The sequence below is a fragment of the Lapidilactobacillus luobeiensis genome (assembly GCF_024345205.1).
GTDB classification, from domain to species: Bacteria; Bacillota; Bacilli; order Lactobacillales; family Lactobacillaceae; genus Lapidilactobacillus; species Lapidilactobacillus luobeiensis.
In genome coordinates this window covers 1-12,488 of sequence record NZ_BROC01000027.1, presented here as the reverse complement: position 1 = coordinate 12,488, position 12,488 = coordinate 1, and the positions used below count along the sequence as shown (strand labels likewise).

The following is a 12,488-nucleotide window of genomic DNA, read 5'->3' as shown; positions in this document are numbered from 1 at the left end:
AGCTAAGCGGAGGAAGCTAGGTCGGTGAACACGGTTAGTGGCTCTGCCGCTTAGGACAAGGCTCAGCTTTGAGATTCGCGGGTTTTGCGAAGCTCAAAGTGACGCCCACAGCGAGCTCACCCCGAAGCGCGCAGCGCAAGCTGCGGACAAGCTATTTTCAGATTGCCCCAAGCCAGGCCGTCATCGCGCAACACAAGCTGCGGAGTGATCAGAATACATTAGATAGGAGTTGAGGTCCATGGCTAAAATCAAAACACAGTACGTTTGCCAGAATTGCGGTTACACCGCGCCCCAACATTTTGGCCGCTGCCCGAATTGCGGCGCTTGGAACCAAATGGTCGAAGAAAAAGTCGCGCCGGTCAGCACGCAAGCGACCCCGAGCCGCCGGGCCAGCTCCAACGGCGATAGTCGCAGTAAGCCGCAACTTTTAGGTGAGGTCAGCTTGGCGCAAACGCCACGTGTCACTACCGAAATGCCGGAGCTAAACCGCGTTTTAGGTGGAGGCATTGTGCCCGGTTCGTTGATTTTGATCGGCGGCGATCCTGGTATTGGCAAGTCCACTTTGTTGCTCCAAGTCTGTGGCCAACTGCAAGAAACTGGCGAAAAGGTCCTTTATGTTTCTGGTGAGGAAAGCGCGGCCCAGATCAAGCTCAGAGCTTCGCGTTTAGGGGTCAAAGGTGCTAAGCTGTACTTATATCCAGAGACCAATATGACTCAGATCCGAGCGACGATCGCCGAATTGGATCCGAAGTATGTGGTGATCGATTCGGTCCAAACAATGAACGAGCCGGAACTGAATTCGGTGGTCGGGAGTGTTTCACAGATCCGTGAGGTGACTGCGGAGTTGATGCAGATCGCCAAGAATGAGCAACGGACCGTTTTCGTGGTGGGTCATGTGACCAAAGATGGCGCCATTGCCGGTCCGAAGATCTTAGAGCATATGGTGGATACGGTGTTGTATTTCGAAGGGGACACTCACCACGCGTTTCGAATCTTGCGTTCGGTCAAGAACCGGTTTGGCTCAACTAATGAATTAGGTATTTTTGAAATGCATGAGGATGGCCTGCAAGAAGTGGCTAATCCGTCACAACTGTTCTTAGAAGAACGGCTAGCCGGTGCGACCGGTTCGGCGGTGGTTGTGGCCATGGAAGGGACCCGGCCAATCTTGGTTGAGATCCAAGCGTTGATCACGCCGACGATGTTTGGCAATGCTAAACGGACAGCGGCGGGGCTGGATCATAATCGGGTGGCCTTGTTGATGGCGGTTTTGGAAAAACGGGCCAACTTGATGTTGCAGAACCAAGATGCCTATTTGAAAGCGACTGGTGGGGTCAAATTGGACGAGCCGGCGATCGACTTGGCGATGGCGTTAGCAATCGCCTCCAGCTACCGCAATCAAGAAATCGCGCCAGATGATTGTTTCGTCGGAGAAATCGGCTTGACCGGGGAGATCCGGCGGGTCAATCGGATCGAGGAACGCTTGAAAGAAGCAGCTAAATTAGGGTTCAAGCGGGCTTTCGTGCCTAAAAACAACTTGGGTGGTTTGAAGATTCCTAAGGAAATCACCGCTGTTGGCGTCAGTACAATCAAGCAAGCCATTTATTTGGCATTTCAGGATCAGCCTCGGGGTGACCAAACTGATTAAGCTCGGCTGGTCGCGTCGCGTTGTCTGTTTCAGGTGATAGATTTTTATTTTTAGTGCGGTCAGTCCGCAACTTGAAAGGAGGTGAATGAAATGAAAAGAAAAAGAATCATAACCCAAGTGATCTTAGCCGTTGCCGGCGGTTTTGTCGGCTATTCCTTTCTGCCTTTATTGTGGCAATTATTTGGTTGGCAGAACAGCACTTGGTTGAACACCCCTTGGATGAATTCCTTGATCGGCATCGTTATTTTCTATTTACTGTCTCTAGCAATTATTGATCCTTTACTTGCTTCTTTGGCAAAAACGGAGAAGCAGATCTTGAATGTTAATCCAAGTAAGATTTTGTTTGGTTCTTTGTTTCTGTTGATCGGGTTGTTATTGGCGAATGTTATCTCGATCCCCTTGTACAAAATCAACATCGTCCTGATCAACACGTTCCTGCCGATTCTATTGATGGTCATGTTAGGCTATTTAGGCTTGCGTGTTGGTCTACAAATGGAAGATTGGCGGAAGCTCTTCACCAAGAAGAAACCGAGTAGTGACGTTGAAAATCTGATCTATGATCGCAAACCAGACGATAACTTCCACAAATACAAGTTATTGGATACCAGTGTGATCATTGACGGACGGATTCACGAGCTGGTCAAAACCGGGTTCGTTGAAGGCGTCTTGTTGGTGCCGGTTTTTGTGGTCCACGAATTACAGCTGATCTCCGATTCCGCAGATAGTTTGAAACGGGCGCGGGGGCGGCGTGGTTTGGATATTTTGAACGAAATGAAGGCTGATCCTGAGGTCAAGATCGAGAATTATGATGGCGACTTCGATGATTTGACTGAAGTTGATAGTAAGCTGATCAAATTGGCCAAATTATTGGATGGCATTGTGGTGACCAATGACTATAACTTGAATAAGGTTTCCGAGTTCCAAAATGTGCCCGTTTTGAATATCAATCAACTGGCCAATGCTTTGAAACCCGCTGTTTTGCCAGGTGAAAACATGGTGGTCAGAGTAGTCAAGTCGGGAACCGAGCGCCAACAAGGGGTCGCTTATCTTGAGGATGGGACCATGGTCGTGGTCGAAGATGGTCAGTATTACTTGAATAAAGAAATCAAAGTGGTGATCACCAGCGCTTTGCAAACAGCGGCGGGGCGGATGATTTTCGCCAAACCGCAACACGCGCAACATGGCATCACGGAGCACGGACCAAAGGCAAGCAAAAATTAGGTGAGTCGCTTTTTTCAATGTAAATGATTTTTTAATGGTCAGGATCCAGACGTTAGTCAGTTCACAGACACTTTTTTTGCAACAAGGATCACCGTTTTTTTAAGGGGAGCCTTGTTTTAATCAGTAAAAGTCGTTACACTAGAAACTGGTATTTTTTCAGAAAAGGAAGTATGGCAAACATGGCAAAGGATGAAATTCGCGTTCGTTATGCGCCTAGTCCAACTGGACATTTGCATATTGGCAACGCTCGAACAGCGTTATTCAACTATTTATTCGCACGACACAACAAGGGCAAGTTCATTATTCGGATCGAGGATACTGATACGAAGCGGAACATCGCTGGTGGCGAACAAAGTCAGTTGGAGAACTTGACTTGGTTAGGCATGGACTGGGATGAAGGTCCGGATATTGGTGGCGATTATGGTCCTTATCGGCAATCAGAGCGGATGTCGATCTATCAACCGCTGATCCAGCAACTGATCGACGAAGGCAAGGCTTACGAATCGTACAAAACCGAAGACGAGCTGGAAGCTGAACGGGAAGCACAACGCGCCAACAATGAAATGCCGCACTATGTTTACGAATATGCTGGCATGACCGATGCGGAGAAAGCGGCGAAGATCGCGGCGGCGAAGGCCCAAGGGCTCCAACCAGTGATCCGCTTCCACGTTCCTGAAGGTCGAACTTACCAGTTCAACGACTTAGTTAAAGGAAAAATCAGTTTTGAAGCGGAGACGGTCGGCGGCGATTTCGTGATCCAAAAGCGGGATGGCATGCCAACTTATAACTTCGCGGTGGTCGTTGATGATCATTTGATGAAAATCAGTCACGTGTTACGTGGTGATGATCATATCGCCAACACGCCTAAGCAATTAATGGTCTATGAAGCGTTCGGCTGGGAACCGCCAATTTTTGGACATATGACGCTGATCATTAATGCAGCAACTGGTAAGAAGCTCAGCAAGCGGGACGAAAGTGTTCTGCAATTCATCGAACAATATCGGGAATTGGGCTATTTGCCAGATGCCATGTTTAATTTTATCGCCTTGTTAGGCTGGTCACCTGTGGGTACGAATGAAGTTTTCAATCGTAAGGAATTGATCAAAGAGTTTGACGAGAAGCGTTTGAGCAAATCGCCAGCGGCTTTCGACGCCAAGAAGTTGGAATGGGTCAACAATCAATACGTGAAGAAGGCCGACAGCGAGACAATCACTGATCTGTCACTGCACGCTTTGATCAAGGCTGGTAAAATGCCTGCGGATCCGCAACCTAATGAGATCGAATGGGCTCGGCAATTGATTGCCCTGTACAAGGATCAAATGAGTTATACGGCGCAGATCACGGAATTGTCCGACTTGTTCTTTGAAGAACCTGAACAGTTGGATGAAACGGCGATGCAGGAATTAGTTGATGACAGTGCTTTGCCAGTTTTGCAGGCGTTTCGGGCCGGCGTAACGAAGATCACGCACTTTACTTCCGTGCAGATCATGGCGGCAGTCAAGCAAGTGCAAAAAGATACTGGCGTTAAGGGTCGCAAGTTGTACATGCCGATCCGGATCGCGACGACACGCTCAATGCACGGGCCGCAATTAGGCGAGTCTTTGGAATTGCTAGGCCGTGACAAAACTTTGAAGCACATTGACCAGACTTTGGCGCAAATGAAAGGCTAATGACGGTTTATCTGCCGCAAGTTAAGGTTTTATGATATATTAAAGACTGGAACTGAACAGCATGTTCGGTAGACCAGTCTTTTTTTGTTAGTTGAGTGAGGATGATCGTATGCTTAAAATATATAATACCTTGTCGCGGGAGAAAGAAATCTTTCGGCCGCTGACACCCGGTCGGGTCAAAATGTATGTTTGTGGACCGACCGTTTATAATTACATCCATATTGGTAACGCGCGCAGTGCCGTAGCTTTTGATACGATGCGGCGTTATTTGGAATTTAGCGGTTATCAAGTTGATTATATTTCGAATTTCACAGATATCGGCGAGAAGCTGGCGCGAACAGCGGTCAGTGAACAAACAACTGTGGCGGCGGTGGCAGCCAAGTACATCGCGGCCTTCAATGAGGATACGGCGGCCTTGAATATCGAACCGGCCACCTATCATCCCCGCGCCACCGAGAACATCAGCGGCATCATCGCCTTGGTCAGCGACCTGATTGCCAAGAATTTGGCCTACGAAGTCGCTGGGGACGTTTATTTTCGCGCGCAGCAATTCCCTAACTATGGTCAATTGTCCCACCAGCCTCTTTCTGAGTTAGAGGTGGGCGCCAGTCAACGGACCAATGACGCGGAAACGGCTCGCAAAGAAGATCCGATCGATTTCGCGCTGTGGAAGGCGGCCAAGCCCGGCGAAGTGGCTTGGGACTCTCCTTGGGGTGCGGGTTCCCCTGGTTGGCACGTGGAATGTTCGGTGATGGCGATCAAGTATCTAGGCGCTACTATTGATATTCACGGCGGCGGCGAAGATTTGGAATTTCCTCATCATGAAAATGAGATCGCCCAAAGTGAAAGCTACACCGGGCAAAAGTTTGCCAACTATTGGGTCCACAATGGCTTTGTCACGGTGGGCACCGACGACGAGAAAATGAGTAAGTCTTTAGGGAATTTTGTGACCGCACGGGCAGCTTTGGCCGATTTCGACCATCAAGCGGTTCGGTTCTTTATGGCGGGGACCCATTATCGCCGCCCTTTGCGTTATACCGAGGCCGGCTTGGAAGACGCGCTGAACGAGATCCAACGTTTCAAAGTGGCCCGAGCGAATCTGCTGTACCGGCGCAAGGACGCCACTTCAGGCAGTAGCGCGCCGATTCTGAGCGCGATCGCTGAATTTCGCCAGAATTTCATTGCGGCGATGGATGATGATTTCAATGTTCAAAACGGTTTAGCGGTGGTCCACGAATTTATTCGCAGCGCCAATAAATATGCGGCGGCGCCGGCTGTGAAATTGGATGATCTGATGGCTTATGTGGGTCAACTCGATGAATTTCTGGCAGTTTTCGGCGTGGATCTCAGCCAAACTGAAGGCGTTGATAGCGAGGTCGCTGATCTGATCGTGGCGCGCAATGCGGCGCGGGCGGCCAAAGACTATGCGACCAGCGATCGGATCCGTGACGAGTTGGCCGCGCGCCAGATTATTTTGGAAGATACAGCCCAAGGAACGAGGTGGCGCCGGCAATGAGTCAACCAGTCAATCCAAACTTAGCCCAGCAATTGAATGGGATCGCCTTGGCCTACTTAGGCGATGGGGTTTATGAGGTTTTCGTTCGCCAGCATTTACTTGAGTTAGGCTTGTCCAAGCCCAATCAATTGCAAAAGCGGGCGGTCCACTATGTCTCAGCCAAGGCCCAAGCCTTTTTGATTCAAACGATGTTGGCCCAAGGGGTGCTGACCGCGACCGAGATCAGCATTTTCCATCGCGGACGCAACGCCAAAAGTTACACCAAAGCGAAGAACGCTTCGGTGACAACCTATCGTCAATCCACCGGGTTTGAGGCGGTTTTCGGCTATTTGAAGTTGACCGACGCGACGGAACGGATCACGGAATTGGCCCAATGGTGTATCACCACGATCGAAGCGGCCGAAGTAGCCGAAGGAGAATAAAATCATGAAAAATAAGCGTACAGGGGCGTCACGTCCGGAACGCGGCAAAGATCGGGACAATAGCCGTAATGAACGGCCGGGTCGGCGGCCACCACGGCGGTCAGCCGCTGGTCCTCGGGGAAGCGACCGGAATGATCGGCGCGATCGCCCGCAACGAGCACAACCAGAAGCTGACAACGAACAACAGTCGGATCAGGCTTTGCAGCCGGAAACTGAATTCATTTACGGTAAACACGCGGCTTTGTCATACATTAATGATGGCGCGGCCGATAAGGTCAACAAAATTTTCCTCCAAAAAGGGTTGCATGGCGAGTTAGCTGATCAGGCTCGCGAATTTGCCAGTCAGCATCGCTTGGTCTTGCAAGAGGTTCCCAAGACCCGCTTGGACGAATTGACCGATCAAGGCAATCATCAAGGCATCTTGATCACCGTCGCGCCCTATGATTATGTGCCGGTCAGCACGATCTTGGCTCAGGCAGCTGCGAAAGACGAAGCGCCTTTATTGATCATTTTGGATAATTTGAATGATCCCCATAATCTTGGCTCGATCCTGCGGACCGCCGATGCCATCGGCGCGCACGGGGTGATCATTCCCAAGCGTCGATCGGTGGGGGTCACTGCCGTGGTTGCGAAAACGGCGACTGGGGCGCTGGAACATGTGCCGGTCGCGCGGGTCACCAATCTGGTCGCGACGATCAAGGAATTAAAAGATCAGGGTATTTGGGTCTTTGGGACCGCGATGGCCGGCGAAGATTACAGGCAATGGAATAGTCGGGGACCCATGGCCTTGGTGATCGGCAATGAAGGCAAGGGCATCTCGCCACTGGTTGCCAAAACCGTCGACGGGTTAGTGACTATCCCAATGATCGGTCATGTCCAGAGCTTGAACGCCAGTGTGGCCACCTCGGTCTTGCTTTATCACGTCTTCGATCAGCGTCATCCTTTGGCCTAAAAGGTAATAATATACGCTTTTCAACGTATAATGATTCTCATAATGTGACATAATACACTAATAAACGTACGTTCGCTTTAAATGCTGCATATAATCAATTAGAATGAAAGAGTCAGAAAGTGCCCATAATGGAGCGATCTTTTATGAGCTTTAATCAAGAAGAATTCGAATTGATTACGGCCGTTCAAGAGAACGGCGATTCACAAGCGTTAGAGGCTTTATTGACCAAGTATCAGCCGATGATCCAAAATGTTTCGCGGCAATACTATTTACGCCTGTTTGGACCTGATGAATGGCAACAAGAGGCACGGATCGTTTGTTATCAGACGTGTTTGCTGTATTGTACCCATCACGATTGTCAATTCGGAGCTTTTTTCAAGTTAAGATTCCATAATCATATCCGCAGTTTGGTTCGTCGTGAACTGGCTTTGAAACGCCGTGCGGACACTGAAAGTGTTTCTTATGATTCAAAATTAGGCGAGGATTTCTTGAATTATGATTGGCGGGGGACCGCGACATTTCCTCAAGCGCTTTTCTGGGATTTTCCTAAATTTCTTGATTCTTTATCCTATTTTGAGTTACAGGCCTTTCGCGTGGCCGTGCATGATGCTGAGTCCCAGACGACCTGTCAACGATTAGGTTGCACGCCTAAGCAATTAGAACGGGGCATCGATCGTTGTCGTGTGAAATTGAAACGGTTCTTGACTTGAATGAGCTGGTAAAAAGCTGCTGGAAAGCAGCTTTTTATCTGGCATGAATTCTTGAGCGGCAGAGATAGTTATGCGCTGATATCGGTCTGATCTGTCGCCCGGCTCGAGCGAATTGAGCCTATTAACGCTCATGGGGCTGACCGCAACCTTGTGCTACTTGCCCGGATGACGCTTGCTTTTTTAAGGTGGGTATGCTAAATTTAACCTAGTTTAAAAGGTGGAATCTAGATGGCAGTGAAGAAAGTTGCGCTGGCTTGTACCGTTTGTGGATCGCGAAATTATACGATTTCCGAGAATAACCAACGGACTGAGCGGCTTGAAGTCAAGAAATTTTGTAAACATTGTGGGAAACATACCCTACATAAAGAAACGCGTTAATGGTGTGCGATCCTAGTGAGATGGTTGAGGAGTTAATGAAATGAAACGGTTATTTAAGTTTTTTGGAAGTGTTGGTCAAGAAATGAAGTTGGTCGAATGGCCAACTATGAAGCAGACGCGTCGCGATAGTTGGGTCGTTGTTTCAACGTCGATCTTATTCGCCGCATACTTTGCGCTTTGCGATTTTGTGATTTCCAAATTACTGAAATTGTTGTTCTGAAATAGTTTCAGTAAAAAATAGGTTGTTACTTGCAGCCAGTGCGTTTTTTCAGTATAATCAAAGCAAGCAGAAAACTTCGTGTTGACGGAGTTTTTTTATTTTGGCAAAAAAGAAAGGAATCAGTAAAATGGTTGAATCAGTAGCAAAACAATGGTATGTCCTCCACACATATTCTGGTTACGAGAATAAAGTGAAGGCAAACTTGGAATCCCGGGCCCAGTCAATGGGAATGGAAAATAATATTTTTCGGGTGATCGTGCCAGAACAAAGTGAGCGCGAGATCAAGAATGGTAAGGAAAAAGAAGAAATGCGAAAAACTTTTCCAGGCTATGTTTTGGTCGAAATGGTCATGACTGACCAAGCTTGGTTCGTAGTGCGGAATACACCGGGTGTTACTGGTTTTGTGGGTAGTCACGGGGCCGGTAGTAAGCCTGCGCCATTATTACAAAGCGAGATCGAACATATCCTGCGTGATTTGGGAATGAGTAGTCGTCATGCTGATCTTGATTTCGGTGTTGGCGAAACGATCAAGATCATTGACGGCGCCTTTTCAGGAATGACCGGTAAGATCATTGAAGTCGATCCGGAAAAACTGAAATTGAAAGTCGTGATCGATATGTTCAACCGTGAGACCAACGCCGAACTTGATTTTGATCAGGTCGATAAACTCGTCTAAGCCATTTTCGGAAAAATGACCGGCAATATTTTCTGAATAAAATCTCAAGAATGATTGCCAGAGTCCCGAATAATGTGCTATATTACTCTAGTGTGCTTTTATGTGGGAGGAGAAATCACTGATCTCCATTTACCACAACACGGATTAAGGAGGTTTTATCCCGTGGCAAAAAAAGTAGCAAATGTCGTTAAGTTACAGATCCCAGCTGGTAAGGCAACACCAGCGCCTCCAGTAGGTCCTGCATTAGGTCAAGCCGGTATCAACATTATGGGCTTCACCAAAGATTTCAACGCACGGACTGCTGACCAAGCAGGCATGATCATTCCAGTTGTGATCACCGTTTATGAAGATCGTTCATTCGATTTCGTAACGAAGACCCCTCCAGCTGCCGTTCTTTTGAAGAAGGCTGCTGGTGTGGACCATGGTTCAGGCGAACCGAACACCAAGAAGGTCGCTAAGGTCACTAAAGACCAAGTTCGTCAAATTGCCGAAACCAAAATGCAAGACCTAAACGCCGCTGATGTAGAAGCAGCAATGCGCATGGTTGAAGGTACTGCAAGAAGTATGGGCTTTGAAGTCACTGACTAAACTGCTCGCTGATTGTTAGTCGGATAAACAATGAAAATTGTTTGATCAAGTGGGAGGACTATTAGTCCATTTGACCACATTTGCAAGGAGGAAAAATAATGCCAAAACATGGCAAGAAATACGTTGAAGCACTAAAGCAAGTCGATAAAGACAAACAATACTCAGCTGAAGAAGCTGTTGCGTTATTGAAACAAATCGATTTCGCAAAATTCGATGCAACTGTTGAAGTTGCTTATAACTTATCCGTTGACCCTAAACAAGCTGATCAACAGATCCGGGGCGCTTTGGTTTTACCTAATGGTACTGGTAAGACTCAACGCGTGGTCGTTTTTGCTGAAGGCCCACAAGCTAAAGCTGCAGAAGAAGCCGGCGCTGATGTCGTTGGTTCTGACGACTTAGTTGAACGGATCCAAGGCGGCTGGTTGGATTTTGATGTTGCTGTGGCAACACCACCAATGATGGCTAAAGTTGGTCGTTTAGGTCGGGTCTTAGGACCTAAAGGCTTGATGCCTAACCCGAAGACAGGCACAGTAACCATGGATGTTACCAAGGCTGTTAACGATGTTAAGGCTGGTCAGGTCACTTACCGTGTCGACAAAGCTGGTTTGATCCATGCGCCGATCGGCAAGGTCAGCTTCTCTGACGAAAAATTGTTGGAAAACTTGAAGGCTTTCAATGACCGCATCGTGCGGGTTCGCCCAGCTTCGGCTAAGGGTGTTTACATCAAGAGCTTGACGGTTACAACAACTTTTGGCCCTGGTGTTACGGTTGACGCTAACTCGTTGTAAGCAACGAACAGTGATTGACAAGCATGCCTTGGCGTGCTATCTTATTTAAGAATAGTTTTTCTACCGAAGACTCAGGTGACTCACGTCTTAATATCCTGCCGAGGCCAGATGATGAATGAGCAATCAGGATCTCTGTGTCTTTGGACGCGGAGATTTTTTCTTTCGGGCTCCTCGTAGAGAAATAATGAATATGTGGAGGTGAATCAAATGAGTGAAGCAATTATTGCACAAAAAGCCGTTGTTGTTGATGATGTTTTCGACAAATTCTCACGGGCTAAGTCTGCTGTTGTGGTTGACTATTTAGGTTTGACTGTTGCTCAGGCAACTGAATTACGTAAACAATTACGTGAAGCAGGTGTCGAGATGAAGGTCGTTAAGAATACCTATTTACGTCGTGCCGCTGACAAGGCTGGTTACGAAGGCTTAGACGAAACATTCACTGGTCCAACTGCCGTTGCCTTTTCATATGACGACGTCGTTGCCCCAGCACGGATCATGGCTAACTTTGCTAAGACAGTTGACGCGCTTGAAATCAAGGGCGGCATCATCGAAGGTAAGGTCGCTACTTTGGAAGCGATCAACGAATTGGCTACTTTGCCAAACCGCGATGGCATGCTTTCAATGTTACTTTCTGTATTACAAGCACCTGTTCGCAATGTCGCTTATGCTGTTAAGGCTGTTGCCGAAGCAAAAGACGACGAACCTGCAGCTTAAGTTCCGCTTAAGTTAATCATACCCAACTAATTGGAGGAAAATAAAATGGCTTTAGACACACAAGCAATCGTTGATCAATTAAAAGATGCAACGATCTTAGAATTAAACGATTTAGTTAAAGCAATCGAAGAAGAATTTGGCGTTACTGCAGCTGCTCCTGTAGCTGCTGCTGGTGCTGGCGCAGCTGCTGCTGACGCAGAACCAACTGAAGTCAATGTTGAATTGACCGAAGTAGGCCAAGAAAAAGTTAAGGTCATCAAGGCTGTTCGTGAAATCACTGAATTAGGCTTGAAAGACGCTAAAGGCTTAGTTGACAAAGCTCCTTCGATCATCAAGGAAGCAGTTGCTCCTGAAGATGCAGAAGCAATCAAAGCTAAACTTGAAGAAGTCGGCGCTACTGTTACTTTCAAGTAAGCAGGACAACTTTAAAACAAAAGAAAGCGACCATAATCGCCAATCAAGGCGTTGGTCGCTTTTTTTGTTTGCCTAGTTATCGATTATTTGCGGATTGTTGCGGTCAAGCGGCGGTACATTTTGATTTGTACCGCCGTCAGCGTGATACTAAATCAATTGGCCAGAGCTTGCCTGTCAACGTGGATGTTTAACCTAATAAAATAATGTTGAGCGGCTGGAGCGGAATGTGATGTCGAAACGTGCTACACGTAACTGACTTTTCCGCATAACTACACCAGGATTTCGGAAGCGAAACCCACTTCCAAAATCCTGGATAGGTTAACGCTCAAAGTCAACCCGTTGTGTTCCACACTCAAAACGTGCTCGTCGACCCAGCGCCTTGCACTTAGCTACACAATTGTTCCAAAAGCAAAGTGCGGCTTTCAAAACAATTGCTAGTAATGCCCAGACGCTGACCAGATCGGCTCACACTCTGGCGTTGGTGGGCTGTTTGCTCGTTTGGCGGAAGGTCGGGCTGGGGGTGAGTCAGCCGCGATATTATTGTTGGCGATTTATCGCCTACAATAAGGCCGAG

The 12,488-nt window shown here is 47.9% G+C and carries 14 protein-coding genes and 1 other annotated feature; all 14 genes read left to right on the top strand.

From position 1 onward, the window contains the following. Positions 1–238 precede the first annotated feature (238 nt). The gene (gene radA / locus OCU21_RS08935; RefSeq protein ID WP_261807067.1) at positions 239–1,645 is read left to right on the top strand and encodes a DNA repair protein RadA; all 1,407 of its coding nucleotides are present in this window, start codon (positions 239–241) and stop codon (positions 1,643–1,645) included. 90 nt (positions 1,646–1,735) lie between these two features. Beyond that, positions 1,736–2,866, top strand: a complete 1,131-nt coding sequence (locus tag OCU21_RS08930; RefSeq protein WP_261807066.1) for a PIN/TRAM domain-containing protein — start codon at positions 1,736–1,738, stop codon at positions 2,864–2,866. A 179-nt stretch (positions 2,867–3,045) separates the two neighbouring features. Further along, positions 3,046–4,536 carry a glutamate--tRNA ligase gene (gene gltX / locus OCU21_RS08925; RefSeq protein ID WP_261807065.1) on the top strand — a complete coding sequence of 497 codons (1,491 nt, stop codon included), beginning with the start codon at positions 3,046–3,048 and terminating at the stop codon, positions 4,534–4,536. A gap of 109 nt (positions 4,537–4,645) precedes the next feature. After that, complete coding sequence (gene cysS, locus OCU21_RS08920; RefSeq protein WP_261807064.1) at positions 4,646–6,052, top strand: cysteine--tRNA ligase; 1,407 nt, start codon at positions 4,646–4,648, stop codon at positions 6,050–6,052. Next, positions 6,049–6,474: a Mini-ribonuclease 3 gene (locus OCU21_RS08915; RefSeq protein WP_261807063.1), complete on the top strand. Its 426-nt coding sequence runs from the start codon at positions 6,049–6,051 to the stop codon at positions 6,472–6,474. Before cysS ends, OCU21_RS08915 begins: the two co-directional genes overlap by 4 nt. Positions 6,475–6,478: 4 nt before the next feature. Beyond that, a complete protein-coding gene (rlmB, locus tag OCU21_RS08910) occupies positions 6,479–7,426 on the top strand; it encodes a 23S rRNA (guanosine(2251)-2'-O)-methyltransferase RlmB (RefSeq protein WP_261807062.1) in 948 nt (315 codons plus the stop codon). A 143-nt stretch (positions 7,427–7,569) separates the two neighbouring features. Then, complete coding sequence (locus OCU21_RS08905; protein WP_261807061.1) at positions 7,570–8,136, top strand: sigma-70 family RNA polymerase sigma factor; 567 nt, start codon at positions 7,570–7,572, stop codon at positions 8,134–8,136. 228 nt (positions 8,137–8,364) lie between these two features. After that, positions 8,365–8,514, top strand: a complete 150-nt coding sequence (gene rpmG, locus OCU21_RS08900) for a 50S ribosomal protein L33 (RefSeq protein WP_125598882.1) — start codon at positions 8,365–8,367, stop codon at positions 8,512–8,514. 40 nt (positions 8,515–8,554) lie between these two features. Then, on the top strand, positions 8,555–8,734 hold the full coding sequence (secE, locus tag OCU21_RS08895) for a preprotein translocase subunit SecE (protein ID WP_261807060.1): 180 nt from the start codon (positions 8,555–8,557) through the stop codon (positions 8,732–8,734). Positions 8,735–8,861: 127 nt separating this feature from the next. Further along, the gene (gene nusG, locus OCU21_RS08890; protein WP_261807086.1) at positions 8,862–9,410 is read left to right on the top strand and encodes a transcription termination/antitermination protein NusG; all 549 of its coding nucleotides are present in this window, start codon (positions 8,862–8,864) and stop codon (positions 9,408–9,410) included. A 162-nt stretch (positions 9,411–9,572) separates the two neighbouring features. Next, positions 9,573–9,998, top strand: coding sequence for a 50S ribosomal protein L11 (gene rplK / locus OCU21_RS08885; RefSeq protein ID WP_125598873.1), 426 nt, complete (start codon positions 9,573–9,575; stop codon positions 9,996–9,998). Between the two features lie 98 nt (positions 9,999–10,096). Beyond that, the gene (gene rplA, locus OCU21_RS08880; protein ID WP_125598870.1) at positions 10,097–10,786 is read left to right on the top strand and encodes a 50S ribosomal protein L1; all 690 of its coding nucleotides are present in this window, start codon (positions 10,097–10,099) and stop codon (positions 10,784–10,786) included. Between the two features lie 45 nt (positions 10,787–10,831). Further along, positions 10,832–10,954 (top strand) — a sequence feature (ribosomal protein L10 leader region). A gap of 39 nt (positions 10,955–10,993) precedes the next feature. Beyond that, complete coding sequence (rplJ, locus tag OCU21_RS08875) at positions 10,994–11,500, top strand: 50S ribosomal protein L10 (RefSeq protein ID WP_261807059.1); 507 nt, start codon at positions 10,994–10,996, stop codon at positions 11,498–11,500. A gap of 45 nt (positions 11,501–11,545) precedes the next feature. After that, positions 11,546–11,914 (top strand): 50S ribosomal protein L7/L12, encoded by a 369-nt coding sequence (gene rplL / locus OCU21_RS08870; RefSeq protein ID WP_125598864.1) that lies wholly within the window; start codon positions 11,546–11,548, stop codon positions 11,912–11,914. Positions 11,915–12,488: the final 574 nt, after the last annotated feature.